Genomic DNA, 25,064 nt, shown 5'->3' on the forward strand with positions numbered 1-25,064 from the left:
CATTCACGGACGCGGGGGCCAGCGAAGAAGCATCGGCATTTGCGTCTGTGCCGGCCGCAGACCAAGAGCAAGGTGCAGCGGTTCAACCGGACGATGCTGGAGCAGTGGGCGTACGCGATCCGGTACCGCGCGGTGGCTGAGCCGGTTGCTGCTTTGCAGGAGTGGCTAGGTTATGAGAACTACCGTCGAGGGCAAGCTTCGCTGAAGGCCCGAGTACCGACCGACAGTGTTCTCAACCTTGGCAACACAGCTAGGAGGCCTCGTACTCGGCCAAAACTTTCTTGCCGATCTTGAACGCGACGTTGGCCGCGGGCACCGAGCAGTAGATGGCGCTCTGGAGGAAAACTTCCTTGATTTCATCAGGGGTCATGCCGTTGCGCAGGGCCGCATGCACGTGCATTTCCAGCTCCTCCCAGTAGCCGCCGGCGATCATGGCGGTCAGGGTGATGGCGCTGCGGGTGGTGCGCGGCAGGCCGTCGCGGGTCCAGATGGTGCCCCAGGCGTAGCGGGTGATCATCTCCTGGAACTCGTCGGTGAAGTCGTTCGAGGTGCTGGTGGCGCGGTCGACGTGCTCGCCGCCGAGCACTTCGCGGCGCACCACCATGCCGGCGTCGTAGGTGTCGCCGGGCAGGCGCTGGGAGTCAGTCATGTAGCTAGGCCTTTGCTAGTTGGCGGTGAAGAAGTTGATCAGCTCTCGTGCGGTCGCGGCCGGGTCCTCGGCCGGGGCCAGATGGGCCACGGTGTCGATGACGGCGAAGGCTCCCTTCGGGGCGTGCTCGGCGATGAACTGCGCGTCGCTTGGCGGGCAGACCTGGTCGTGGGCGCCGTTCAGGCCCAGGATCGGATCGGTCATGGCCGCCAGCTGCTCGCGCAGGTCGAACCCGGCCAGCGCACCGCAGACGTGGGCGTAGGAGAAGCGGTCGGCATCCTGCAGGTTGTGCAGCAGGTTGGTGGAGGTGACCGCGTCCTTCTCGATGAAGCCGGGGGCGAACCAGCGCTGCGCGGAGCCGACCACCATGGTCGGGGTGCCGGCCTGGGCGGCCAGTTCGGCGCGTTCGGTCCAGGCTTCCGGGGTGCCGATCTTCGCCGCGGAGCACACCACGGACAGAGCCTTGAAAACGCCTGCATGGTCGTTGGCCAGCTGCAGGGCGATGGCCCCGCCCACCGAGACGCCGGCGTAGTACAGCGCCGCGTCCTGTCCGATGACGCCGTCGCCGCGCAGCGCGTCGATGGCGTCCATGACGCCCTGGGCGAGCTGCGCCATGGTGAACGGTTCGGTGGACGGCTTGCTTTCGCCGTGGCCGGGCAGGTCCCAGGCGATGAGCTGGAAGTGGTCCTTGAGGAAAGGCGCGGCCGGCCCCCATAGGTGCAGCGAGGAGGTGCCCAGCGAGGGGCCCAGGATCAGCGTCGGCAGCGAGGTATCGAGGTTCAGCAGCGAGGGGGTTAGTTGTGGGACAGCCATGATTCCTTCCACAGGGCATAATCGGCAAGAACTGTATGGGTGAAGCGTGCGGCGCTGCCCAGGTATCCGGCGGGATCCAGCAGCGCGTCGAGCTGGGCGTCGGAGAGGTCCGCGTGGGAAACCTCCAGGCGCAGCAGCTGGCGCAGCCCGATCGGCTCGGTGAGCGAACGCAGCACAAGTTTCTGGATGGAGGGCTTGCCGCCGGTGATGACCGGGGCCAGCACGGTGGCGATGCGCTCGGAGAGCACCGCATCCCCGCCCAGGGCGAGGTTGCGGGCCAGCGCCGGCTCGTTGACGGTCAGCCCGTTGGCCAGCACATCCGCGTGCTCGGCGGCGCCAATTGCCAGGCGCAGCAGCTCGCGCAGCGCCGGCCATTCGGCATGCCAGCCGCCGTCCGGGCGCTCGTCCGCCGCGGTGCCGGCGGCGGTGAAGAGCGTGGAGACCAGGCCCGGGGCGCCCAGCGCGGCGGTGCGCAGCAGCAGCGAATGCACGGGGTTCTGCTTCTGCGGCATGGCCGAGGAGCCGCCCTTGCCTGCCTCGCGCGGTTCGGACAGCTCGCCGATTTCCGGGCGGGAGGCGGTGAGCACGTCGGTGCCGAAGGTGCCCAGCGCAGCGATCACCGCGCCCAAGGCGGAGCCTGCCTGCAGCAGCGGCACGCGGTTGGTGTGCCAGGGGACCTGCGGGTCGCTCAGCTGCAGCTGATTGGCCAGTTGCGCGGCCAGCTGCGCGCTGTCCGCGGCGCTGGCCGAGGTCGAGAGGAACTGGTCCAGCGAGGCGAGGGTGCCCACCGCGCCGCCCCACTGCAGCTGCAGTCCGGCGGCCACCGATTCCAGCTGGCGGCCGGCGGCGAGCACCGCCGACAGCCAGGAGGCGGCCTTCCAGCCGAAGGTGGTGGGCAGCGCATGCTGGGTCAGCGACCGGGCGATGCACGGGGTGTCGTCGTAGCTGCGGGCCAGTTCAGCCAGCCCGGAGGCCGCCGAGCGCAGCCGGGGGAGCAGCTCGCGGATGCCGCGGGACAGCAGCAGCATCAGCGCGGTGTCGATGATGTCCTGGCTGGTGGCCCCGCGGTGCAGGGCAGTGCCTGAACCGGCCGGAGCGCCGTCGTCGACCAGCCGGGCGCGCATCATGCCCAGCAGCGGGATCAGCGCGTTGGCCCCGTCGGGGGTCAGCGCGGCCAGCTCGGCCAGGTCGTAGCGCCCAACGTCGGCTACCGCCTCCACGGCGGCAGACTGCGCGGCGGTGCACAACCCGGCGGCCGCCTGCACGCGCACCCAGGCGGCCTCGACATCCAGCATCGCCTGCACGAAGGCCGCGTCATCGGCCAGCCGGGCGCCGGCCCCGCCGGCCCAAACCGGGTTCAGCACCCCGTAGTCGGCATTCATCATGGCAAAACCTCACTTGTGGCAGTACGTCCAATACCCCGCCGGGGTGGAAGGCCGCGGTGCGCGGGCACCTGCAGCTTCCACCCTAGCGGGGCACATGGTCTTCTTGTATTCAGCTTTCGCGCGGGTAGGACAGGAACACGGTCTCGTCCTCGCCCTGCAGGCGGATGTCGAAACGCAGCGAACCGTCCGCCTCGCGGGTGGCGATCAGCGTCTTGCGGCGGTCCTCGGGCAGCGAGGTCAGCAGTGGGTCATTGGCCAGCGCTTCGGTGTCCTCCGGCAGGTAGATGCGGGTGAACAGGCGGTTGAGCAGTCCGCGGGCGAAGACGGTGAGCATGATGAACGGGGCCTTGCCCTCCTCGGTGGGGCCCGGGTTCACCGTCGTGAAGGTGTAGTGGCCCACGTTGTCCACCGGCACGCGGCCCCAACCGGTGAAGGTGTAGCCGTCGCGGACCAGCGAACCGTCGGCCGAGGCCACGTTGCCGTGCTCGTCCGCCTGCCAGATTTCAAGCATCGAGTCCGGGATGACCTCGCCGTTGCCGTCGTAGACCACGCCGTGCAGGCGCACCGCGGCCGGGTGGGCCTGGTTGACCAGCTCGCCGCCCTTCTCGAAGGGCAGCGCGTAGCCGTAGAACGGGCCGATGGTCTGTCCCGGGGTCGGGACGAGCTTCAGTTCAGGTGCCTGTGCCATTTAGTTCTCCCCCTCTTCGTCTTCCATCCAGGTGCGGTTGCTGCCGGTGAGCACGATGTCCCAGTTGTAGCCGGTGGCCCATTCGTGGCTCGTGATCGAGTGGTCGTAGGTCGCGACCAGGCGGTCGCGGGCCTTCTGGTCGGTGATCGCCTGGTAGATCGGGTCCAGGGCGAACAGCGGATCGCCCGGGAAGTACATCTGGGTGATCATGCGCTGGGTGAAGTCGGTGCCGAACAGCGAGAAGTGGATGTGTGCCGGACGCCAGGCGTTGTGGTGGTTCTTCCACGGGTACGGGGCCGGCTTGATGGTGGTGAAGGAGTATTCGCCGTTCGGTCCGGTGATCGCGCGGCCCACGCCGGTGAAGTTCGGGTCGATCGGGGCCGGGTGCTGGTCGCGCTTGTGCACGTAGCGGCCCGCGGCATTGGCCTGCCAGATCTCGATCAGCTGTCCCGCCACCGGGCGGCCGTCGCCGTCCAGCACGCGGCCAGCCACGACGATGCGCTCGCCGATCGGTTCGCCGTTGTGCTGGATGGTCAAGTCGGATTCGAGGATGTGCACGTCGCGCTGGCCGAAGGCCGGGGAGTGCAGCTCGATGGTCTCCGGGTCGGTGTGGTGCAGGTCCTTGGTCGGGTGGCGCAGCAGCGAGGAGCGGTAGGGCGCGAAGTCCACGCGCGGCTGCGTTTCTTCCTTGGCCCCGGCCAGCACCTGCTGGCGGTAGGCCGCGTGGGCGTCGCTGATTTCGGTGCTGATTTCCTCCTGGGACGCGGTGGACGCGGCGGGATCCAGGACGTGGGCGTTCTCGAAGGACTCGTCCGGTGCGGTCTGGGTGCTCATCGGTGGGCTCCTTTCGTGGTTTGGTGGGCGTGGGGTGCGGGAATTAGGAGTGCGGCCAGCCGGTGTAGGACTCGGCCAGGTACTGCATCCCATAGCGCGAGGAGGTCACGGTGTCGAGCTCCCCGAGGGCGCGCTGGGCCATGAACGGATCGGCGTCCACCGGCGTGTGCAGCATGGAGGTCATCCAGTAGGAGAAGTTCTGGGCCTTCCAGACCCGCTTCAGCGCGAGGTCCGAGTAGCCGCCCAGCAGCTTGTCGCTGCCGGTGGAGAAGAACGAGTCGAGCGCTTCGAAAAGCACCTTGACATCGGCGAATGCCAGGTTCAGGCCCTTGGCGCCGGTGGGCGGCACGGTGTGCCCGGCGTCGCCGATCAGGAACATGCGCCCGTGCGAGAGCGGCTGGCGCACAAAGGAGCGGAAGCCCAGCACGGTCTTGTCGAAGATCGGCCCGGTCTTCAGCTCGAAGCCGTCAGGCCCCGCCACGCGCTTGTTCAGCTCGGTCCAGATGCGGTCCTCGCTCCAGTTATCCACGTTTTCGTTCGGGTCGCACTGGAAGTACATGCGCTGCACGGTTTCGCTGCGCTGGGAGATCAGCGCGAAGCCGTGCGGGGAGTTCGCGTAGATCAGCTCCGGGGAGGACTTCGGAGCCTCGGTGAGGATGCCGAACCAGGCGAACGGGTAGGTGACCTTGAAGTCCTGCTTCACGGAATCAGGCATCTGGCGGCGGGCGAAGGAGCGCGAGCCGTCGGCGCCGACGATCACGTCGGCGTGCACCTCGAATTCGACGCCCTCGGCGTCGGTGAAGCGGAACTTCGGGGTGCTGGTCTCCATGTCCAGGATCTCGGTGACCTCGCAGTTGAAGCGCACGTCGCCGTTGTCGCGGGCGCGGGCCGCAGCGAGGTCCACGAACACCTCGTTCTGCGCGTAGAGGGTGACGGTGGCGTCCACCAGGTCGCGGAAGTCCAGCGGGTGGGATTCGCCGTTGAAGCGCAGGTCGATGCCGGCGTGCTCGTCGCCGTGGGTCAGCACGCGTCCCTCGACGCCGGAATCGGTCAGCATGGAGACCGCCTGGGACTCCAGGATGCCGGCGCGGTGGGTGTTGCTGATGGTCTCGTGGTCGCGCATCTCGACAACGATGTTCTCGATCCCGGACTTGGAGAGCAGGTGGGAGAGCATGAGGCCGGCGGGGCCGCCGCCGATGATGCCGACCTTGGTTTTGAGGATACGGGCTGCCTGCGCCATGGAGGCTCCTTTGTGTGTACTGCCATGTGTTGTGGGAGAAGACCGGCCTGCGCGGCCGCGTCGTCAACATGGACGCCGACGTTGAATCCTCTACAGCATGACGGTGCGGTGCCTCACACTTCGCCTTTGTTCTTATTGAATGGGAAAAGTGTCTGTGTGCGGGATGGTGGCTTGAGGGCCGTGACGACTTAGGCCTCGGCGTGTGAGGTGGCCTAAGCTGGCGGTAGCCCCCTTCGGCCTTCCGAGGGGCTGGCAATCATGCTGCACTACTGAATGGATGGTCATGGCCAGGGGCGCCGAACGACGAATTGGAGTCCTGGGGCACGGGGCCATCGGATCCCTGGTCGCCGCCCAGATAGCGGCCGGCCATGTGGCCGGGGGAGTGCTGGAAGGCGTGATCCTGCGCCGCCGGCAGGATCTTCCCTATGAGCAGTTTTCCCTAGACGAGGCGCTGGAGCGCTGCGACATGATTGTCGAATGCGCCGGGCAGCAGGCAGTGCGTGAGCATGCGGTGCGCATCCTTGAAGCCGGCGCGGACCTGTTGGTGATCTCGGTGGGAGTGATGGCAGACCGGGAATTCGCCGCGCGCCTGGAGCTGGCAGGGCCTGGCCGGCTGTACTTCAGTTCCGGCGCGGTGGGCGGCTTGGACCTGCTGGCCTCCGGAGCCCGCATGGGTGCATTCTCCGAGGTTGTCATCACCACCCGCAAGCTTCCTGCAACCCTGGCCCAGCCATGGATGAGCCAAGCGCAGCGCACCGAACTGGAATCTTCCGCGGCGCCGGTAGAGGTTTATTCCGGATCGGCGCGGCAGGCCGCGCAGCAGTTTCCCAAGTCCCTGAACGTCGCCGCGGCGGTGGCCCTGGCGGTCGGGAACTGGGATGTGGTCTCGGTGCGCCTGCTGGCCGACCCCGACGCCGCCTTGACCGAACACGTGATCGAGGCCCGTGGCGCCAGCGGGGAGTACAGTTTTTCGATCAGGAACCAGCCCTCGGCGCATAACCCGCGCACCAGCGGCGTGGTGCCCTGGGCGGTGCTGCGCTCGCTGGAAACCGCGCTCGGCGCGCGCGGAGGCCTTCTCTAGGAGCCGGTTCTAGGCGTCCGCCGCGTAGCCCAGCGCGCGGGAGATGCCGCGCGCCGCGGTGCGCAACGCCAGCGCGGCGGCCGGTAGTGTCGCGGAACCGCGCGGCACCACCACGGACAGCACCGCCAGCGCGTAGCCTTGCAGGTCCAGGATGGGCGCGGCCACGCCGGTGGTTTCCTCATCGATGTAGCCGTCCATGGAGGCGAAGCCGTTGCGGCGGATCTCGGCCATTTCCGCGCGGAAGTTCGGGTGGGTGGCCAGCATCAGCTCGCGGTGGCGTTCAAGGAACCCGTGGATGGCCTCCGGCCGGGAGAAGGCAAGCAGCGCCATGCCCATCGAGGTGCGGTGCACCGGCATGCGCCCGGCCACGCTCGCCTGGTTGACCACGGATCCCGGGCGGGAGAGCCGCTCGATGATCAGCACCTCGTCCTCGTGCAGCAGGGACAGCTGGGTGTTCTGCCCCAGCAGCGCGTTGATGTCCTCCATGAAGGGCAGCGCCGCCTTGCGCAGGCCCTGCGTCGCGGCGCTGCGGTTGGCCAGCTCCCACAAGCGCAGGCCCAGGGTTACCTGGCCGTCCTTGCCGCGGGAGAGCAGTCCGTGGGACACCATCTCGTCGAGCAGCCGGTACATGGTCGCCTTGGGAATCTGCGCGCGCCGGGCCAGCGCCAGTACGCTCATCGACGGCGTGTGCTGGTCGAACGCGTCGAGGATGCGGACCAGCCGGTCCAGCATCGAATCCCCACTGGGCGAATTGGCCATGGAACCTACTCTAACTGCCCGATCCGGCAGGCGGTCGGACGACGAACGCCGGGCCCTTGGGAGGGGCCCGGCGTTGCTCGAATGGAATTGATTGAGTGCGCCGCTAGGCGCTCTTGGGCTTCGGGATCTGCGCGATGACCAGGACCGCGATCAGCGCCGCGCCTCCGTAGAGGAAGAACGCGCCCGGGTAGGCGGTGCCGGCGGCCACCATCAGGCCGGTGACGTAGGGGCCGATGATCGCCCCGAAGCGTCCGATGCCCGAGGCCAGGCCGATACCGGTGGCCACCATGTCACGCGGGTACACGTGGCCTGCATACACGTACATCAGGCACTGCGAGCTGAAGACGAACACGCCGGTTACGAACAGCACGGTGTTCAGCAGCACCTGGCTGCCGAACGGCACTGCCAGCAGGACCAGGAAGACCGCGGAGGCGGCGAACCAGAGCAGCGAGATGAGCTTGATGCCCTTGGCATCGGCCGCGTAGGCGCTGATGATCAGGCCGGCGATCGCGCCGAGGTTCAGCACGAAGAGCATGGTCAGCGAATCGGCCACCGGGTAGCCGGCGGCGCCCATGATCTTCGGCAGCCAGGCGTTCAGGCCGTAGACCAGCACCAGGCCCATGAACGCGGCGATCCACAACCCGATGGAGCTGCGCAGGTACTTGGGCTTGAGCACGTCCATGATGGAGGTCCGCTCGCCGGACGGGGTGATGTCGCTTTCGGGCAGCTTGAACCACAGCAGCGCCAGCAGTACCAGGCCCAGGCCGCCGCCCAGGTAGTAGAGGAGCGACCAGTGGACCCCGGCGGCCTTGCCGGCCAGCGAGGCCAGTACCGCACCCAGGTGGTAGCCGACCATCGGCAGGTTGTTGGCCAGCGCGCGGCGTCCCACCGGGGCGTTCTCCTGCATCAGCGCCAACGCCACCGGCATGCAGCCGCCCAGGCCGAGACCTGCGATGAAGCGCACCAGGCCCATCAGGGTGGCCGAGGGCATGATCGGGAAGATGAGGGTGAAGATCGAGAAGACGAGCACCGCGAGCAGCAGCGGGCGGCGACGCCCGAAGCGGTCCGCCAGCCGGCCCATGAAGGCCGCGCCGACGCCCACGCCGATCAGGGAGAAGGTGTTGACCCAGTTCATTTCATCGACGCTGAAGCCGCCGACGTTCGGGTCGGTGAGCACTGGGATCGTCGCGCCCAGGGCGACGATGTCGTAGCCCTCGAAAACCACGATGAAGAAGCAGAGGGCGGCGATCCAGCCACCGAGTTTGACTCGGGTGGTGCCGGCGGATGTCGTGGCCAATTCAGGTCCTTTCGAAAACTACTCGCCATGAATGGTGACGCTTATCATGACCTAGTGAGACTAGCACCTCATTCGCAGTGTGGACAAATGTTCACTCTGCGAACTCCTTGAATCGATCGCTTTCATCCAAACCCTTGAGGTCGCAGGTGTGGGACTGGTAAAGTTCTTATTATGAACTTAAGTTCACACAGTGAACTTTTCAATCGTGATGGAGCAGTGACTATGCAGAAGGCCTACCTGTACGACGCAATCCGCACCCCGTTCGGCAAGATCGGCGGCACGCTGTCCGGGCACCGCCCTGACGACCTGGCCGCGCATGTGGTGCGCGAGCTGGTGGCCCGCTCGGCCTCGCTGGACCCGGCAACCATCGACGAGTCGATCTTCGGCAACGCCAACGGCGCCGGCGAGGAAAACCGCAACGTCGCGCGCATGGCCACCCTGCTGGCGGGGCTGCCCACCTCCATCCCCGGCACCACGATGAACCGCCTGTGCGGCTCCTCGCTGGACGCTGCCATCGCCGCCTCCCGCCAGGTCGCCACCGGGGACGCCGATCTGGTGCTGGTCGGCGGCGTCGAGTCGATGAGCCGCGCCCCGTGGGTGCTTCCCAAGACCGAGCGCCCCTTCCCGATGAGCAACCTCGAGCTGTCAAACACCACCCTGGGCTGGCGCCTGGTCAACCCTGCCATGCCCGGCGAATGGACTGTCTCGCTGGGCGAGGCCACCGAGCAGCTGCGCGAACGCCACCAGATCACCCGCGAGGACCAGGATGAATTCTCCGCCCGCTCGCACCAGCAGGCCGCCGCGGCCTGGGACGCCGGCAAGTACCAGGACCTGGTGGTCCCGGTGCCGCCGGCGAACAAGCGCGGAGCCGAAGTCACCCGCGATGAAACCATCCGCGCGGACTCCACCGCGCAGACCCTGGCCGGGCTGCGCACAGTCTTCCGCACCGGAGAGAACGCCACAGTCACCGCCGGCAACGCCTCGCCGATGTCCGACGGCGCCTCGGCGGCCTTCATCGGCTCCGAGCGCGGCGGCCAGCTGCTGGGCGCCAAGCCCATCGCCCGCATCGTCTCCAACGGAGCCTTCGCGCTGGATCCGCAGTTCTTCGGCTTCGCGCCGGTGGAAGCGGCCAACAAGGCAGTCGCCAAGGCCGGGCTGACCTGGAAGGACATCGCCGCGGTCGAGCTGAACGAGGCCTTCGCCGCCCAGTCGCTGGCCTGCGTGCGCGCCTGGGACATCGACGAATCCATCGTCAACGCCTGGGGCGGAGCGATCGCCATCGGCCACCCGCTGGGCGCCTCGGGCCTGCGCATCCTTGGCACCTTGGCCCGCCGCCTGGCCGAATCCGGCCAACGCTACGGCGTGGCCGCCATCTGCATCGGCGTAGGCCAGGGCCTTGCCGTGGTCCTGGAAAACACCACCGCCTGACAGCTGACCAACGGGGGATGCGAACCCCCGGCCCCACGACATTCTGAACCTAGAGAGGCAAAAAGATGGCACCACGCATCGCCACCAGCGCGGCCGACGCGGTCGCGCAGATCACCGACGGTTCCACCGTCCTGATCGGCGGCTTCGGCAACGCCGGGCAGCCCATGGAACTGATCGACGCGCTCATGGAGTGCGGCGCCACCGACCTCACGGTGGTCAACAACAACGCCGGACAGGCCGACGCCGGCCTGGCGCTGCTGATCAAGGAGCGCCGGGTCAAGAAGATCATCTGCTCCTTCCCGCGCCAGTCCGACTCCTGGCACTTCGATGAGGCCTACCGCGCCGGGGAGATCGAGCTGGAACTGGTCCCGCAGGGCAACCTGGCCGAGCGCATCCGCGCAGCCGGCGCCGGGATCGGCGGCTTCTTCACTCCGACCGGCTACGGCACGCTGCTGGCCGAGGGCAAGGAAACCCGCGTCATCGACGGGCGCGGCTACGTGCTGGAATCGCCGATCCACGCTGACTTCGCGCTGATCAAGGCGCTGCGCGCGGACAGCTTCGGCAACCTGGTCTACCGCAAGACCGCACGCAACTTCGGCCCCATCATGGCCACCGCCGCCGCACAGGCCATCGTCCAGGTGGACGAAATCGTGCCGGCCGGCGGCATCGATCCGGAAAACGTGATCACCCCGGGAATCTACGTCGACACCGTGGTGGCGCTGGGAGGCAGTAACTAATGACTACGTACACGCCAGAAAAACTCACCCGCGATGAAATGGCGCAACAGGTGGCCGCGGACATCCCCGCCGGCGCCTTCGTGAACCTGGGCATCGGCCAGCCGACCAACGTCTCGAACTTCCTCACCGCCGACCAGGGCGTCACCCTGCACACCGAGAACGGCATGCTGGGCATGGGCCCGGTCGCCACCGGAGAGGACATCGACCCGGATCTGATCAACGCAGGCAAGATCCCTGTCACCGAGCTGCCCGGCGCCAGCTTCTTCCACCACGCGGACTCCTTCGCGATGATGCGCGGTGGGCACCTGGACGTCTGCGTGCTCGGCGCCTTCCAGATCTCCGAGGCAGGGGACCTGGCCAACTGGCACACCGGCGCCGAGGGCGCCATCCCCGCAGTGGGCGGCGCCATGGATTTGGCTATCGGTGCCAAGCAGACCTGGGTCATGATGAGCCTGTTCACCAAGGCCGGCGAATCCAAGCTAGTCAAGGAGCTGAGCTACCCGGTCACCGGGCTGGGCTGCGTTTCGCGCATCTACACCGAGGTTGCGGTGTTCGAGCTGCGCGATTCCAAGGTGTTCGTACGCTCCACCCACGGCGTCAGCTTCGAGGAATTGGAAGCCCGCATCCCGGTGACGCTGGAGCGCGCCTAAGCGGATCGGCTTTGGCAGACCAAGTAGATTAGTGGGGGTGCCCGTTGCGGGCGCCCCCGCTGGTATTTTTCGACGAATTTCAAAGGATGGCCGATGAGCGAGCAGAGCACGGGCACCGCCGGTGTGCAGTCCCTGGCCCGCGGCCTGCAGGTGATCAGCAGCTTCGACGCGGAGCACGCCTCCATGACGCTCTCCGAGGTGGCAGCCCGCACCGGCCTGTCCCGCGCCACCGCCCGGCGCTTCCTGCTCACTTTGCAGGATTTGGGCTATGTCCGCTCGGACGGCAAGTACTTCGAGCTGACTTCCAAGGTCCTGCAGCTAGGCTACGCCTACCTCTCCAGCGCCACGCTGCCGCAGCTGATCGAGCCGGTGCTCGAAAGCCTGTCGGCCGCCGTGGGCGAATCAGCCTCCGCCGCCGTGCTGGAAGGCAGCGAGATCATGTACGTGGCCCGCGTGCACACCCGCTCCATCATGCGGGTGGGCATCTCGGTGGGCACCAGGTTCCCCGCCATCCACACCTCCATGGGGCGTGTGCTGCTGGCCCACGCCGGCGAGCAGGCCATCGAGGCGGCGCTGGCCGGCATCCAGGGTCCGCTGGCCCCGAATACCATCACCGATCCGGCCGCGCTACGCGCCGAACTGGCGCTGGTCCGCGCCCAAGGCTTCGCCGTGGTGGACCAGGAGCTGTCGGTGGGGCTGCGCTCGGTCGCGGTCCCGGTGCACCGCCCGGACGGCACCGTGGCCGCGGCCATGAACGTGTCCATGAGCGTGGGTCCGACCGGACCGGCTGACGCCTCCGAGGCCGCGCAGGCGATCCTGCCGCAGCTGACGGCCGCCGCCGCCCAGGTGGAACAGGCGCTGGCCGCCAGGAAATAGGAGTCGCGCCGAGTTCGAAGACACATTGTCCGGGGTGGAGGCTGTCGGCCGCCAGCTCGGGGCCTCGGGCGACCGGCGACGGCCTGCGCGGCCGGAAGCATCCCTGGCACCTGCGCCTGGTGGCGACGACCTTCTGGGTGGGGGCGGTCTTCGACCCCGAGGCCGCGGACGGCTCCCAGGTCATCAGCGCCTACGAAGGCTGGCGGTATGAGCGCTCCGGCGGCTGCAACGGGGTCATCGAGGACGGCGTCTGCCAGACCGAGCCGCGCAGCGCGGAGAACGGCTTCTTCCCCAGCTCCATGACTCCGAAGCAGACCCCCTTCTACCTGGACCTGCCCTTCGCCGACGTGAACAACGTCGCCGCCTTCGCCCTGCGCGGGCAGACCCCGTAGGCGCAGGATCCGGGTTACGCCGGGGACCTGGAGAATCGGGAGTTCTCCTGCAAGAAGAACCGCTGGGTGCAACTGCAGTACAAGGGGAACACCTGCTTCGCGCAGATGCAGGACGCCGGCCCGGCCGAATACGACGAATTCGACTACGTGTTCGGCGACGGCGGCACCGGTCCGAAGGGCACCAAGCACAACGACGCCGAGCTGAACGGCACGCAGGCGGGGGTGTCCTGGCGCTTCGTGGACGAGGTGGACGTGCCCGATGGGCCGTGGAAAACCATCGTCACCGATTCCGGCTACGACTGGACCAGGGGCGGGCCCGCAGACAAGCAAGTCCGTCGAGGAGCAGGATCGCGCTCAAGCTGTCTCGGCCGCCGGCCTGCAGGCCAGTAGCTGCCTCACCAGCTGCTGCAGGGTGTCGGCGGTCAGGAAGCCGTCCTGGTGACCGCGCGAGATGTCCAGGTGGTAGCTGACCCCGTCGCCGGCCAGCAGTGCCAGCTTGGCCAGCATCGGGTCGCCCAGCGCGTCGTTGAGCACCTGGTACCAGAGGTCGCGCCCGCGGCGCAGCGCCGCGGAGGCATCCTCGTTGCCGCGCTGGGCCAGCCGGGTGGCAGCCACGACCATGCGTTCGAGCGGCGAGTCCTCCTCCATAGAAGAGGCGAAATAGTAGTGCACCGCCTGCGCGGGATCCGCGCTCATCGTCGCCACGTCCGCGTCGATCAGCTCGTTCAGGCGCCTCACCAGTTCGGTGTCCAGCGCCTGGCGCGAGCGGAAGTGGTGCAGCAGCCCCGCCTTGGACAAGCCGCTGCGCTTGGCGGTGGCATCGATCGTTGCCTCGCGGGCGCCGTGCTCGTAGAGCAGCGCCACGTAGGCGTCGAGGATGATCTCCTGCTTGGTTGCGGTGCTCATGGGCGCGGTTTCTCCAGGGGCTCAGGGCTGCAAGTTTACTTTTCGACGATACCCCACGGCGAGCCATAGCCCGCCGGTTCGGCCGCAGCCAGCAGGTCGAGGAACGGGGTGGCCTCGAAGGCCTCCGGGCCGAGCACGCCGGCGCCTGACCAGGTGCCGTTGGCCAGCAGCTCCAGGGCGATGACCGGGTTCACCGCGGTCTGCCAGACCACTGCCTGGGAGTCGTCGCGGGCCATGGTGTCCTCGTTGTCAGCCACGTGGTACAGGTAGCGCGAGCCGGTGGACCCGTCCTTCAGCGTGCCGGTGACCAGCACGCCGGCGCAGGTCTTGCCCTTCATCAGCGGGCCCAGGGTGGCGGGATCCGGCAGGCAGGCGGCGACGACGTCGCGCGGGGAAACCTGCACGCCGCGCACCGGGACCGGGTCGGTGGAATCCAGGCCCAGCTTGTTCAGGGTCTTGAGCACCTCGATGAATTCGTTGCCCAGGCCGTACTTGAAGTCCACGCGCTGCGCGTCAAGCCAGCGCGGCATCATGGTGACTTCCTCGTGCTCCACGTTCACGCATTCGACTTCGCCGATGCCCTCCGGGAACTCGAAGAGGATCGGCTCGGAAAACGGCGCGGTGGTGTACCAGCCGCCCTTGGCCTTGTCGAACATCACCGGCGGGTTCAGGCATTCCTCGATGGTGGTCCAGATGGAGAAGGACGGGGCGAACTCGTAGCCCTCAACGCTCAGGTTGGCGCCGTCGCGCACGCTGAGCTCCTCGATCGTTTCGAACAGCTCGTCGGCCGCGTAGCGGGCCAGCACGTTGGACAGGCCCGGCTCCACGCCGATGCCCACCAAGGCCAGTTGCCCGTCGCGCTCCCATTCATCGGCCACGGCGAATTGCTCGTCGCCCAGCTTGATGTGGGTCTGGGTGAACGGCTGTTCGGGGTGGCGCTGGGACAGGCTCATGGCCATGTCCAGGTAGGTGACCCCGGCGGTTTTGCAGGCGTTGAAGATCGGCATCACGAAGCGCGGATCCACGGCGTTGAGCACGTGGGTGGCCCCGGTGGAACGGATCAGTTCCACCAGCGAGTCCTCGGAGGACGCGTCGACCTGGGCGGCGGCGTAGCGGGCGTCGCCAATGGCCTCGATCAGCTGCTGCGGGCGGGCGGGGTCGTAGTCGGCGATGGTGAGCGTCTCGAAGAAGCTGCGGCGGGAGGCGATGCGGGCCGCGGCGGAGCCGACGCCGCCGGCGCCGATGATCAGGATCTGCATGGAAGGTGTTCCTTTGGTGGAGTAGCCGGGTGGAGGAAGTTGCTCGGGTAACGGGGCTAGGGGCGCCTAGTTCTCGGGACGCCTACTGCTCCGGAACCAGTACCGGGGTGTCGCGGTTCAGCGAGCGGCCGGCGAAGTAGTCGCGTGACGCCGGGCGCAGCGCCCACAGTCCCATGACCACCAGGCCCAGGGCCAGCGAGCCGACACCCATCACGAAGGTGCCGCTGATGCCCAGGATGGTGGTGGTGCCGTATTCCGGGTCGAGCATGCTGATGGCCGAGTAGATGAACACCGCTGACATCATCAGCCCGCCGACCAGCGGCATGACCAGGCGGAAGCACAGGTTGCGCAGCGAGTCGGTCAGCGAGGAGCGGAAGTACCAGATGCAGGCGAAGGAGGTGATCGCGTAGTACAGGGCCACTGCCAGCGAGGTGCTTTCGATGGTGTCGGCCAGGATGTCGCCGGAGATGATGGTCATGCCCACGTAGAAGACCAGCGAGGCCGAGCCGGTGAACAGCGTCGAGAATGCAGGGGTCTTGAAGGCCTCGTTGACCACGCCGAAGCGCTTGGGCAGCGCGCCGTAGACGCCCATGGACAGGGTGCCGCGGGCGGTGGGAAGGATGGTGGTCTGGCAGGTGGCCAACGCGGAGATCGCCACGGCAAGCACGAGCAGCCAGCCCCAGGATCCCATGGCGTCCAAGCGCAGCGCGAAGAACACGTCGTCCGCGCCTTCAGGGTTGCCCAGTCCCTTGCCGGTGTCGTCGATGCCGGCGAACATCATGGTCAGCACCGTGATGCCGATGTAGGTCACCAGCAGCATGGCGGTGGACAGCAGTGCCGCCAGGCCCGGGGTGGTGCGCGGGTTCTTGGTTTCCTCGGCCAGCGCCAGGCAGGTGTCCCAGCCCCAGTAGATGAAGATCGCGATCAGCACACCCTGCACGAAGCCTGCAGGGTTGTCGGTGGCGAAGGGGTTGAACCAGTCCCAGGAGAACTTCAGGCCCAGTTCCGGCATGGTCTGGATCGCGAAGTACAGCCCGATGCAGAAGGCGATGATCGCCGCGTACTGCAGGGCCATCAGCAGGTACTGGGTGACCGCGCCGGTTTCCACGTCGCGGTAGGAAATCCACGTCATGGCGATGATGATCAGCGCGCCGAACGCGGTGACCAGCACCTTGGAGTCGGCGATCGAGCCGTCGCCGATGAGCAGCAACAGGTACTTGGAAGCGACCTCGGTCTGGCTGGACATCACGATCACGCCGGCGACCATCACCGCCCAGCCTGCCATCCAGCCGGTTTTCGGGCCGAAGGCCTTGGCAGCCCAGGTGAAGGCGGTGCCGCTGTCGGGGATCGCGGTGTTCAGCTCGCGGTAGGCGAAGGCGGTCAGGCACATCGGGATGAACGCGACGATCAGCGCCGCAGGGGTCTGCGCCCCGGCGGCCATGACGATGAAGCCCAGGGTCGCGGCCAGCGAGTACAGCGGCGCGGTGGAGGCCAGGCCGATGACGGTGGACTGCATCAGCCCGAGCTTTCCCGCCGCAAGCCCCTTGCTGGTCAGCTTCGGGGGTCTGCTCGTGTGCTGCTGCGTCGTCGTCATACGTGGAAGTCCTCCCGGGAAATACGTCAAGCCTGAAATTTAACCAACCAACTGGTTGGTCTGCTATATCCTGCCAACTTCGGGGAAGTGAGTCAAGTTACACTCCCGGGTGACGCGCTGCACCACCGGGTGTGGGCGGGGTTACTTTGAATCGTTCAAGGAAACCTTCCCGGTGCGGTGTTTCCGCGGGCTGCGGATCCGGCGGCGCGGCGGTCCCTTCGACCTCAGGATGAATCAAGTGTTTCCTCGATTCTCATCCAGCGTTAATTCCTCCGTGGCTGGTCCTTTGCCGGACTTCGGCACAGTTGACGGCATCAAGGAGACCTACAGGAGGAACAAACCCATGACGTTGCGACCTCTCGCACTCGGCACCCTGGCTCTGGGCATGGCAGCAGGCATCGCGGTTCCAGCGGCGGCGGCTCCGGTGGACCACTCGGCGCAGGACGCCACCCTCATCGGCCACCGCGGGGCGGCCGGCGTGGCCCCCGAGAACACCCTGTCCGCCATCAAGGCCGGCAGCCAGTCGGGCGCCGACTACATCGAGATCGACGTCCAATTGAGCAAGGACGGCGTGCCCTTCATCTTCCACGACGAAACCCCGAACCGGACCACCAACGCCAAGGACGTGTTCCCGGGCCGGGAAAACGACCCGATCACCTCCTTCACCTGGGAGGAGCTGCAGCAGCTGGATGCCGGATCCTATTTCTCCGCGGCCTTCGCCGGCGAGAAGATCCCGCACTTCGACAGCGTGCCCGGAGCCCTGGCCGGCACCACCGGCGTCTACATCGAAATCAAGTCCCCGGCGAAGTCCCCGGGGGTGGAGCAGCTGGTCGCCGACGCACTCGCCGAGGACAAGGGCTGGTCGCGGCTGCTGGAGCAGGACCGGATCGAGGTGCTCGGCTTCGATGCCGCCTCGAACCGGACCTTCGCCCAGCTGGCTCCCGAGGTGCCGCTGCAGCAGCTGGCCGGAAGCGTGCCGGACGCCGCGACCCTTGAAAGCTACGCGCAGTTCGCCGACTCCTTCGGCACCAGCTACCGCACGCTGGATGCCTCCGGCGCGCAGCGCGTGAAGGACGCCGGACTTCAGCTCGGGGTCTACACGGTGAACTCGACCGAGGCCGCCGAGCAGTCGCTGGATCTGGGTGTCGAGCGCATCACCGGCGACTTCCCGCAGCAGGTGGCGCGCCACCTGTCCGGGCGCAAGCCCTTCCCGTCCAACGACGGGCTGGTGATCGCGGAATCGGTGAACGACGTGCCGGGCAACGACTTGCAGCCTGAAACCGGGGAGCATGTGGTGCTGGAGAACACCGGGCGGCGCACGCTGTCCCTGGAGGGCTACCTGGTGCGCGACGCGGCGAACAACGTAATGCGCATTCCGGCCGGCTACCAGCTGGAGCCGGGCGAGCAGCTGCGCCTCTACCCGGGGCCGGGCACCAACGGCGTGCAGGCGGTCTACCTGGACGGCGGCGTCGCGGTGCTCAACAACGGCGGCGATTCGCTGGCGCTGTGGAACGCCAAGGCGAAGCTGATGGACACCTACGCCAACTAGGAGCGGTCGGAAAGCAGCAGGTCCCGGGCGAATACCCGGGACCTGCATCTCGTTAGCGGCGCGGGCCGTGCCCGTCGTCGGCGCGGGGACCGGAACGCTGCGTCAGCAGGTGCTCGAGGATCGGATCCAGCACTGCCAGCCCGTCCTCCACCCCGCCCGAGGAGCCGGGCAGCGTCACCACCAGCGTGCGGCCGGCGAATCCGGCCACCCCGCGGGTGATCACCGCCATGGGCGTGGAGCTTTCGCCGCGGCGGCGGACGGCCTCGATGATGCCAGGCAGCTGCACGTCCAGCAGCGGGGCGACCATTTCAGGGGTCTGGTCATCGGGGGAGACCCCGGTGCCGCCGGTGGTCAGCACCACCGAGGCGCCGGTGGCGATCTCCGCGTCCACCGCGAAGCGCACGGGCTGCCCGTCGGCGACCACCAGCGGGCCGGCCACGGTGAAGCCGCGCTCGGCCAGCCAGCCGGCGAGCACCGGTCCGGTGGTGTCCGCGGCGCGCCCGGCCGCGGCGCTGGTGGAGGCCACGATGACCGAGGCGCGCCTACTCACCTGCATCACGGGCCCAGTCCCCGCTCTTGCCGCCGGACTTCGCCAGCACCTTCACCTCGGTGACCTCTGCCTGCTTGTCCACGGCCTTGACCATGTCGTACAAGGTCAGCGCCGCGACGCTGGCGGCGGTCAGCGCCTCCATCTCCACCCCGGTCACGCCCTTGGTGGTGACCTGCGCGGTCACCAGCACCGCGGAGTCCTGCGCCTCGAAGTCCACCGACACCTTGGAGATCGGCAGCGGATGGCACAGCGGGATCAGCTCCCAGGTGCGCTTGGCGGCCATGATGCCGGCGATGCGCGCGGTGCCCAGCGCCTCGCCCTTGGGCAGGTTGCCGGTCATCAGCATCTGCACCACCTCCGGGCGGGTGGTGAACAGCGCCTGCGCGGTGGCCACGCGCTTGGTCACGGCCTTGTCGCTGACGTCGACCATGTGGGCGCTGCCGTCCTCGCGCAGGTGGGTGAGTTTCTCAGACATTCATTCTCCAAACATCGATCGTTGTTCCGGCGGCCAGCTGCTCGACTCCCACCGGGATGTGCACCAGCGCGTCCGCACGGGCCAGGTCGTGGACCAGGTGCGATCCCGGATCCAGCACCCGGACCTTTCCCTGCTCCAGCAGCGCGCGGCGCACCTGGTGCTTGCCCGCAGGCGAGTGAACCTCCGCAGCCAGTTCGTACGGTTCGGGGACCGGCTCGGGCAGTGCGGCCAGCTGGCGCAGGGCCGGGGCGAGGAACAGTTCCAGCGAGAGCAGCGCGCTGACCGGGTTGCCCGGGAAGCAGAGCACCGGGGTGCCGTCCAGCTGCGCGAAACCCTGCGGTCCCCCGGGCTGCAGCGCCACGTGGTGGAAGCTGCCGCCGCGCGGGGCCAGCGCCTCGCGCACCACCTCGTAGGCGCCGGCGCTGATGCCGCCCACGGTGAGGATGAGATCGACCTGCCGGGCCTGCGCCTCCAGCGCGAGGCCCAGTGCCTGCGCGTCGTCGGGCAGCCGCAGGGTGTCCACCTGCGCGCCGTAGCCGCGCAGCGCGGCGGCGAGCATGGGCGAGTTCGAATCCGGGATCCGTCCGGCCTGAGCGGTTCCGCCCATCAGTTCGTTGCCGGTGGTGCACACCAGCACCCGCAGCTTCCTGCGCACCGCTACCTCGCGCACGCCGCTGGCCGCCAGCGCGCCGATCAGCGTGGGGGTCAGCCGCGCCCCGGCCTCGGCGACCAGTGCGCCTGCCTGCAGGTCCTGGCCGACGGGGCGGATGAAACGCCCGGGCTCGGACGGTGCGGTGAAGGTCGCAGAGCCAGTTGGCCCGCCTTCGCCGGCGCGCACCAGCTGCCCGAAAACGCCGTCCGAGGTGGCTTCCACGGGAACGACGGTGTCAGCCCCGGCCGGGATCACTGCCCCCGTCATCACCGGGGAGACGGTGCCGGGCAGCAGCTCGATCTGCCGATCCCCGGCCGCGGCGGTGAAGCCCAGCGGCAGGACGACCGGGTGCTCGTTGCTGGCGCCTGACAGCTCCGCGCTGCGGGCGGCATACCCGTCCATCTGGGAATTGGTGAAGGCGGGGATGGGAAGCAGTGCAGGCAGCTGGGCCGCGGCAACCCGTCCGGGCAGGTCCGCGGCCTCGACCGACAGCGTTTCGGAACCCAGCGCCGCGATCGCCGGGACCAGCAGTGCGGCGATTTCCGCGCGGTGTCCATCCAGGGTGCAGGCCATGGCTTATCCGCCGGCGAAGGGCGGCAGCACGTCCACGGTCAGCTCGCCTTCCGGGCCGAGCTCGCCGTCATCGCGCCTCACCACCCCGTTGATCAGGAAGCTTCCGGCGCGCAGGACCTGGGCCATGGGATCGCCGTAGGCGCCGACCAGTTCGGCCCGCAGCTGGGCCAGGGACTCGGCGCGCGGCCAGCTCTCCTGCTCGGTGCCCGCCGCGGCCGCCGCGGCGGCGAAGTAGCGTATCGTAATCTGCGACATGACTTCATGCTATCGCCTATCATCCGGCGCGGCCGGGCGCGTAGGATCCGACTATGAGTGATCGCGCGTTTAAGCCCCTGGTCGACCCGGCCCCGGCGCTGAGCGACGAGCAGCAGGCCCGGGCCCAACGCCAGCTTGCCCTGCCCGGATTCGGGCCCGTTGCCCAGCGCCGCCTGGCCGCCGCCCGCGTGCTGGTAATCGGCGCCGGGGGACTGGGCAGCGCCAGCATCCCGTACGTCGTCGGAGCCGGGGTTGGCACCGTGGGCATCGTGGATGACGACGTGGTGGAACTGTCCAACCTGCACCGCCAGATCACCCACACCACCGCGAACATCGGGCTGCCCAAGACCGCCTCGCTGGCCGCCGCCGCGCGGGCGCTGGATCCTGGCGTGCGGATCATCGAGCACAACTTGCGGCTGACTTCCCGGAACGCATTGGAAATCTTCTCCGGCTACGACCTGGTGATCGACGGCAGCGACAACTTCCCGACCCGCTACCTGAGCAATGATGCAGCCCAGCTGACCGGCATCCCGCTGGTCTGGGGCTCCATCCTGCAGCACCACGGGCAGGTCTCCGTCGCCTGGCATGAGCACGGCCCGGGCTACCGGGACTTGTTCCCCGTTCCTCCGGCCCCGGGCACCGTGGCCGACTGCGCCACCGGGGGCGTGCTGCCGGGACTGTGCGGCACCATCGGCTCGCTGCTGGCGACCGAAGCCCTGAAGCTGATCACCGGTATCGGCGCGCCGCTGGTGGGCCGGGTGCTGGTCTACGACGCGCTGGGTGCCAACACCCGCACCTTGGAGTACTCGCGGGATCCTGCCGCGACACCGGTGACCAGGCTGATCGACTACGAACTGTTCTGCGCGGGCGGGCTGCAGGAACCGGCGCAGATGGCTCCCGAAGACCTGGTTGCCGCCCTGCATTCCCAGAACCCTCCGGTGCTCCTGGACGTGCGGAACCAGGACGAGCGCGAGGAGCTGAGCATCCCCGGATCGATCTTCCTGCCGCTGCCACAGCTGGAAGCTGCGGTGGACGCGGGGCAGGACTTGCCACAACTGCCCGAAGAACTGACCATATACTGTGCCAAGGGACCGCGTGCCATCCGCGCCGCCCAGCTGTTGGCGCGTCGGGGCATCACGACCCGCTACGTGCCCGGGGGAGTACCGGCGGTGGCCGCGCTCGCGCCCGAACTGACCGTCTCGAAAAGAGGAATGGATTGAGCTACGCGCTGATCACCGAGGACGTTATCGATGAAGCCGCCGTGCAGGCTGCCGTGCTCAGCGACACCGCGGGCGCCGTGGTCATGTTCCATGGCATCATCCGCAACCACGACGGCGGGAAGTCGGTGAATTCCCTGGACTACTCTCACCATCCCGAAGCCCAGAAGTTCCTAGAGAACATCATTGCCGAAGAAGAAGCGCGCACCGGCCTGAGGCTTGCCGCGGTGCACCGTGTCGGCCCTTTGACCATCGGGGATGCCGCGCTCATCGCGGCCAGCGCCGCCTCGCACCGCAAGGAAGCCTTTGACGCGATCGAGAACCTGGTGGAACGCATCAAGGCGGAGGTACCGATTTGGAAGCGCCAGCATTTTGCTTCCGGGTCTTCTGAATGGGTGGGCCTGTAGGCTCGCCGCTAGATGCGCAACCCTTCGAAGATTATTAACTTCGCCTAGTTCGGGTGTTCGATTCAGGAAGGTAATGGACCGCGCTCGGTCGACGTATGCAGGACGTACGCATGGGGCACGACATGTGCACACCGGTCGAATCAACTTGGCATAATTGAAGAGTTGAGGGCAGTAGCGCTCGAAAGTAGGCCCGGCAGTCCTCCGGAGGTGCGACGAGCCGGGTTAGCGTCAACCAAGACATCTGTCTACGTTTCAGAACCCTGCAGCAGTCTTGAGGACCAACCATTCAGCAGCTCGCGCAGTTCTGCAGGTTGCACCTCGCTGATCTTCGCCTCGCATAGCGCCAGACCGAACGCCACCCAGCGCAGGTCCGAGTCCTCGGCCCGTACCAAACAGCTGTGCTCATCAAGCTGCTGAATCTCGAACCACCTGCCGATCCGCGACTCCAGCTCGTCCGCTCTGGCATGCACCCGGGCGCTGACCCGCAGGTTTCCGGCTCCGCGCAGTCCGGCGCGGACGAACTGCGCCGCATCGCCGCCCGGGATTTCCCGGGGTGCGAAGCGTAGCGCCCGAGGCTCGGCATTTTCCGCCCGATCCACCCGGAAGCTGCGCCAATCAGCACGGTCCAGGTCGTAGGCCACCAAGTAATAGCGGTTGCCTACGTTGACCAGTTTGGCCGGCTCCACTCGTCGTGAACTGGCATTGCCCCGTGCATCGCGGTAGTCGAAGGCAATACGTTCGCGGTCGCGGCATCCCTGGGCGAATACCACCAGCACCTGCGGATCCACCGGTTCCGGGGTGGAATGCTGCGAGTCAAGCGGGACGGTGCTCGCGGCCAGCGCCTGGGCCCGCTGCCGAAGTTTGGCCGGGAGCACCGGAACCACCTTGGACAGAGCGCGCAGCCCCGCATCGGCCAGCGCATCCTCGCCTCCGTGGATTATCGACTGCAGGCCGACGACCAGTGCCACCGCTTCCTCGTCGTCGAGCACCAGCGGAGGCAGCGCCGCACCGGCGGCCAGCTGGTAGCCGCCGCCCACACCGCGTTCGGCCTGCACCGGGTAGCCCAGTTCGCGCAGCTGGTCCACGTCGCGGCGCAGGGTACGCAGCGAGACCTCCAGGCGCTGCGCCAGCTCCTCGCCGGACCAGTAGCGCCGGGTCTGCAAAAGCGAGAGCAGGCGCAGGGATCGTTGGCTGGTACTCATAAAAATATTCTGCCTCTATTTAGGACAGAAACTGGCACTTATGGCTCCTATCGTGGATTTATCAGCACATCAAGAACGAGGAGCAAGACCATGAGCACCACCATGAAGGCCACCGAAACCACGCTCACCGGAGAGCGCGCCGACCTGCACCAAGCCCTGGCCAACGCCCGCCACTTCCTGCGTTTCACCGCCCAGAACCTGACCGACGAGCAGGCCACAACCCGCACCACCGTCAGCGAACTGACCCTCGGCGGATTGGTCAAGCACGTGAGCGCGGTGGAGCGCCAGTGGCAACAGTTCATGGTCAAGGGCAAGGCGGCCATGAATTGGGACGGGATGGACTTCAGCAATCCGACGCCGGAACAGTGGGAAGCCTTCGCCGTCGAATTCACCATGCAGCCCGGCGAGACACTTGAAGGGCTGCTGGAAAGCTACGCTCAGATCGCCGCAGAAACCGATGCGCTGCTGGCTGACATCGATCTGGACGCCACGCACGAGCTGCCCAAGGCTCCGTGGTTCGTGGACACCCACTGGTCCGTACGCCGCACGCTGCTGCACATCATCGCGGAGACCACCCAGCACGCCGGGCATGCGGACATCATCCGCGAGTCCCTGGACGGCCAGAAGTCCATGGGCTAAGACGGTACTTACGGTTCGGCGAGCGGACAAGGATAATTGAGCCTTATTCTGGCCATTTATGGCTGAGCCAAAGTCACAAGGGGTCTAAATGTCCGTCCGAACCGAATCCGCCAGCGGTCTGATTTGGAACACTCAGAAGGAACAAATTCTTTTGGGCTCGGGCATCAAGAAAAAGCTGGTTCATGTTCGTGTCCGCTCGCTTCCCCAAAATGGTTATTTCATCGAGGAACTCGCTGCGGCTTGCCCCGAGGTCGGGGCCCTCACCGTGGAGTTGGACGAATCCGACGCCCGCGGAACAGCCGTTGCCGACCTGTCGGGACTTGAAGCACTGGAGAATCTGGAATTCCTGAGTGCGGCGCCGCATGGCGAAGTCGTCGTCTCGGAGCGAATTGAGGTTTCGGATCTTCGACTGCGTAGGCTGTCCACCGGATATTTTCCGGGAATGACCGAGAATCTGGTGGGCGCACCGCGACTCAATGCCCTGGAAGTCGACGGCTCCACCATCGACATATTGCTCGACGTGCGTGCGGACCTTCGGGAACTGACATTGTTCCGGACCCGAAAGTCCGACTGCCCTGCGGCGTGGAACGAAGTCTCTGGACTTCAGGAGCTCAACATCGATCAGGCAGGAGCGTTCAAGGCCTACCCGCCGGAAAATGGATGGCCTCCCAGCGTCAGCATCCGCTGGGCCAATTCGGTGAGGGGCCTCGTCGAAGCGTCGCAGACTCGGCCTTTCCAGCACTTGTACCTGAACGGCGTCAAGCTGTTGGACGCCGGCTCCTCACTATGGGATTTGAGGGCGGAGAGCATCTTCATCGATTTCGCAGACAAGCCGCCGAAATGGCTGGTCGAGGCTTGGCCCCACCGTCCCGCTGATTGGTCGGAGCGGTTCAAGGTCGCCTATCACCCGAGCCTTCCCGACTCGGAGGATTCGTTCAATTGACGAATTGCTTGGCG

The 25,064-nt window shown here is 67.3% G+C and carries 28 protein-coding genes; 12 read left to right on the plus strand and 16 right to left on the minus strand.

Annotated features, from left to right (window positions below; all coding sequences use genetic code 11):
• Nucleotides 1-250: 250 nt before the first annotated feature.
• The 6 genes from pcaC to C1H84_RS13575 form a co-directional block, all read right to left on the minus strand.
• Nucleotides 251-649, minus strand: coding sequence for a 4-carboxymuconolactone decarboxylase (gene pcaC / locus C1H84_RS18410; protein ID WP_047118017.1), 399 nt, complete (start codon nucleotides 647-649; stop codon nucleotides 251-253).
• A 15-nt stretch (nucleotides 650-664) separates the two neighbouring features.
• Entirely contained in the window at nucleotides 665-1,462 is a 798-nt protein-coding gene (locus C1H84_RS13555; RefSeq protein WP_220124914.1) for an alpha/beta fold hydrolase, read from the minus strand.
• Nucleotides 1,444-2,847 carry a lyase family protein gene (locus C1H84_RS13560; protein ID WP_113607658.1) on the minus strand — a complete coding sequence of 468 codons (1,404 nt, stop codon included), beginning with the start codon at nucleotides 2,845-2,847 and terminating at the stop codon, nucleotides 1,444-1,446. The genes C1H84_RS13555 and C1H84_RS13560 overlap by 19 nt, the downstream gene beginning before the upstream one ends.
• 109 nt (nucleotides 2,848-2,956) lie before the next feature.
• On the minus strand, nucleotides 2,957-3,535 hold the full coding sequence (gene pcaG, locus C1H84_RS13565; RefSeq protein ID WP_047118014.1) for a protocatechuate 3,4-dioxygenase subunit alpha: 579 nt from the start codon (nucleotides 3,533-3,535) through the stop codon (nucleotides 2,957-2,959).
• A complete protein-coding gene (pcaH, locus tag C1H84_RS13570; RefSeq protein WP_113607659.1) occupies nucleotides 3,536-4,369 on the minus strand; it encodes a protocatechuate 3,4-dioxygenase subunit beta in 834 nt (277 codons plus the stop codon).
• Between the two features lie 43 nt (nucleotides 4,370-4,412).
• Nucleotides 4,413-5,609, minus strand: a complete 1,197-nt coding sequence (locus C1H84_RS13575) for a 4-hydroxybenzoate 3-monooxygenase (RefSeq protein WP_113607660.1) — start codon at nucleotides 5,607-5,609, stop codon at nucleotides 4,413-4,415.
• Between the two features lie 283 nt (nucleotides 5,610-5,892).
• On the opposite strand from C1H84_RS13575, the gene C1H84_RS13580 reads away from it, so the two are divergent.
• A complete protein-coding gene (locus C1H84_RS13580; protein ID WP_053797308.1) occupies nucleotides 5,893-6,690 on the plus strand; it encodes an aspartate dehydrogenase domain-containing protein in 798 nt (265 codons plus the stop codon).
• 9 nt (nucleotides 6,691-6,699) lie between these two features.
• Here the strand turns inward: C1H84_RS13580 and C1H84_RS13585 are convergent, their stop codons facing one another.
• A complete protein-coding gene (locus C1H84_RS13585; protein WP_113607661.1) occupies nucleotides 6,700-7,449 on the minus strand; it encodes an IclR family transcriptional regulator in 750 nt (249 codons plus the stop codon).
• Nucleotides 7,450-7,552: 103 nt separating this feature from the next.
• Nucleotides 7,553-8,746: an MFS transporter gene (locus C1H84_RS13590; RefSeq protein ID WP_181728144.1), complete on the minus strand. Its 1,194-nt coding sequence runs from the start codon at nucleotides 8,744-8,746 to the stop codon at nucleotides 7,553-7,555.
• 222 nt (nucleotides 8,747-8,968) lie between these two features.
• Here C1H84_RS13590 and C1H84_RS13595 point away from each other — a divergent pair, with 222 nt between their 5' ends.
• The 6 genes from C1H84_RS13595 (at nucleotide 8,969) to C1H84_RS13620 (ending at nucleotide 13,219) form a co-directional block, all read left to right on the plus strand.
• The gene (locus C1H84_RS13595) at nucleotides 8,969-10,174 is read left to right on the plus strand and encodes a thiolase family protein (protein ID WP_113607662.1); all 1,206 of its coding nucleotides are present in this window, start codon (nucleotides 8,969-8,971) and stop codon (nucleotides 10,172-10,174) included.
• A 65-nt stretch (nucleotides 10,175-10,239) separates the two neighbouring features.
• Nucleotides 10,240-10,911 (plus strand): 3-oxoacid CoA-transferase subunit A, encoded by a 672-nt coding sequence (locus C1H84_RS13600; protein ID WP_113607663.1) that lies wholly within the window; start codon nucleotides 10,240-10,242, stop codon nucleotides 10,909-10,911.
• Nucleotides 10,911-11,561 (plus strand): 3-oxoacid CoA-transferase subunit B, encoded by a 651-nt coding sequence (locus C1H84_RS13605; protein WP_047118007.1) that lies wholly within the window; start codon nucleotides 10,911-10,913, stop codon nucleotides 11,559-11,561. The genes C1H84_RS13600 and C1H84_RS13605 overlap by 1 nt, the downstream gene beginning before the upstream one ends.
• 93 nt (nucleotides 11,562-11,654) lie before the next feature.
• Nucleotides 11,655-12,437 carry an IclR family transcriptional regulator domain-containing protein gene (locus C1H84_RS13610; protein ID WP_113607664.1) on the plus strand — a complete coding sequence of 261 codons (783 nt, stop codon included), beginning with the start codon at nucleotides 11,655-11,657 and terminating at the stop codon, nucleotides 12,435-12,437.
• A 119-nt stretch (nucleotides 12,438-12,556) separates the two neighbouring features.
• Nucleotides 12,557-12,829, plus strand: a complete 273-nt coding sequence (locus C1H84_RS13615; protein ID WP_113607665.1) for a hypothetical protein — start codon at nucleotides 12,557-12,559, stop codon at nucleotides 12,827-12,829.
• 66 nt (nucleotides 12,830-12,895) lie between these two features.
• Entirely contained in the window at nucleotides 12,896-13,219 is a 324-nt protein-coding gene (locus tag C1H84_RS13620; protein ID WP_113607666.1) for a hypothetical protein, read from the plus strand.
• Here the strand turns inward: C1H84_RS13620 and C1H84_RS13625 are convergent.
• The 3 genes from C1H84_RS13625 to C1H84_RS13635 form a co-directional block, all read right to left on the minus strand.
• Nucleotides 13,184-13,735, minus strand: coding sequence for a TetR/AcrR family transcriptional regulator (locus C1H84_RS13625; protein WP_113607667.1), 552 nt, complete (start codon nucleotides 13,733-13,735; stop codon nucleotides 13,184-13,186). The genes C1H84_RS13620 and C1H84_RS13625 overlap by 36 nt on opposite strands.
• A gap of 35 nt (nucleotides 13,736-13,770) precedes the next feature.
• On the minus strand, nucleotides 13,771-14,994 hold the full coding sequence (locus C1H84_RS13630; RefSeq protein ID WP_113607668.1) for a saccharopine dehydrogenase family protein: 1,224 nt from the start codon (nucleotides 14,992-14,994) through the stop codon (nucleotides 13,771-13,773).
• An 82-nt stretch (nucleotides 14,995-15,076) separates the two neighbouring features.
• Nucleotides 15,077-16,588 (minus strand): APC family permease, encoded by a 1,512-nt coding sequence (locus C1H84_RS13635; RefSeq protein WP_113607669.1) that lies wholly within the window; start codon nucleotides 16,586-16,588, stop codon nucleotides 15,077-15,079.
• Nucleotides 16,589-16,931: 343 nt separating this feature from the next.
• On the opposite strand from C1H84_RS13635, the gene C1H84_RS13640 reads away from it, so the two are divergent.
• Entirely contained in the window at nucleotides 16,932-18,137 is a 1,206-nt protein-coding gene (locus C1H84_RS13640) for a glycerophosphodiester phosphodiesterase family protein (RefSeq protein WP_113607670.1), read from the plus strand.
• A 52-nt stretch (nucleotides 18,138-18,189) separates the two neighbouring features.
• Here the strand turns inward: C1H84_RS13640 and C1H84_RS13645 are convergent, their stop codons facing one another.
• Genes C1H84_RS13645 through C1H84_RS13660 form a run of 4 tightly spaced genes read right to left on the minus strand, consistent with a single transcriptional unit; the run spans nucleotide 18,190 to nucleotide 20,642 of the window.
• Nucleotides 18,190-18,693 carry a MogA/MoaB family molybdenum cofactor biosynthesis protein gene (locus tag C1H84_RS13645; RefSeq protein ID WP_113607671.1) on the minus strand — a complete coding sequence of 168 codons (504 nt, stop codon included), beginning with the start codon at nucleotides 18,691-18,693 and terminating at the stop codon, nucleotides 18,190-18,192.
• On the minus strand, nucleotides 18,680-19,162 hold the full coding sequence (gene moaC / locus C1H84_RS13650; protein ID WP_113607672.1) for a cyclic pyranopterin monophosphate synthase MoaC: 483 nt from the start codon (nucleotides 19,160-19,162) through the stop codon (nucleotides 18,680-18,682). Before moaC ends, C1H84_RS13645 begins: the two co-directional genes overlap by 14 nt.
• Nucleotides 19,155-20,387 carry a molybdopterin molybdotransferase MoeA gene (locus C1H84_RS13655; protein WP_113607673.1) on the minus strand — a complete coding sequence of 411 codons (1,233 nt, stop codon included), beginning with the start codon at nucleotides 20,385-20,387 and terminating at the stop codon, nucleotides 19,155-19,157. Before C1H84_RS13655 ends, moaC begins: the two co-directional genes overlap by 8 nt.
• A 3-nt stretch (nucleotides 20,388-20,390) precedes the next feature.
• A complete protein-coding gene (locus tag C1H84_RS13660; RefSeq protein ID WP_047117998.1) occupies nucleotides 20,391-20,642 on the minus strand; it encodes a MoaD/ThiS family protein in 252 nt (83 codons plus the stop codon).
• Nucleotides 20,643-20,695: 53 nt separating this feature from the next.
• Between C1H84_RS13660 and C1H84_RS13665 the strand changes: the two genes are divergently transcribed.
• Nucleotides 20,696-21,862, plus strand: coding sequence for a ThiF family adenylyltransferase (locus tag C1H84_RS13665; RefSeq protein WP_113607674.1), 1,167 nt, complete (start codon nucleotides 20,696-20,698; stop codon nucleotides 21,860-21,862).
• Nucleotides 21,859-22,266 carry a molybdenum cofactor biosynthesis protein MoaE gene (locus C1H84_RS13670; protein WP_047117996.1) on the plus strand — a complete coding sequence of 136 codons (408 nt, stop codon included), beginning with the start codon at nucleotides 21,859-21,861 and terminating at the stop codon, nucleotides 22,264-22,266. The genes C1H84_RS13665 and C1H84_RS13670 overlap by 4 nt, the downstream gene beginning before the upstream one ends.
• 245 nt (nucleotides 22,267-22,511) lie before the next feature.
• Here C1H84_RS13670 and C1H84_RS13675 read toward each other — a convergent pair whose 3' ends face one another.
• Entirely contained in the window at nucleotides 22,512-23,468 is a 957-nt protein-coding gene (locus C1H84_RS13675; protein WP_113607675.1) for a helix-turn-helix transcriptional regulator, read from the minus strand.
• A gap of 90 nt (nucleotides 23,469-23,558) precedes the next feature.
• Here C1H84_RS13675 and C1H84_RS13680 point away from each other — a divergent pair, with 90 nt between their 5' ends.
• On the plus strand, nucleotides 23,559-24,107 hold the full coding sequence (locus C1H84_RS13680) for a DinB family protein (RefSeq protein WP_231736006.1): 549 nt from the start codon (nucleotides 23,559-23,561) through the stop codon (nucleotides 24,105-24,107).
• Nucleotides 24,108-24,195: 88 nt separating this feature from the next.
• Nucleotides 24,196-25,050, plus strand: coding sequence for a hypothetical protein (locus C1H84_RS13685; RefSeq protein ID WP_146956086.1), 855 nt, complete (start codon nucleotides 24,196-24,198; stop codon nucleotides 25,048-25,050).
• Nucleotides 25,051-25,064: the final 14 nt, after the last annotated feature.

The organism is Glutamicibacter soli, from assembly GCF_003309065.1.
Lineage (GTDB): Bacteria > Actinomycetota > Actinomycetes > Actinomycetales > Micrococcaceae > Glutamicibacter > Glutamicibacter soli.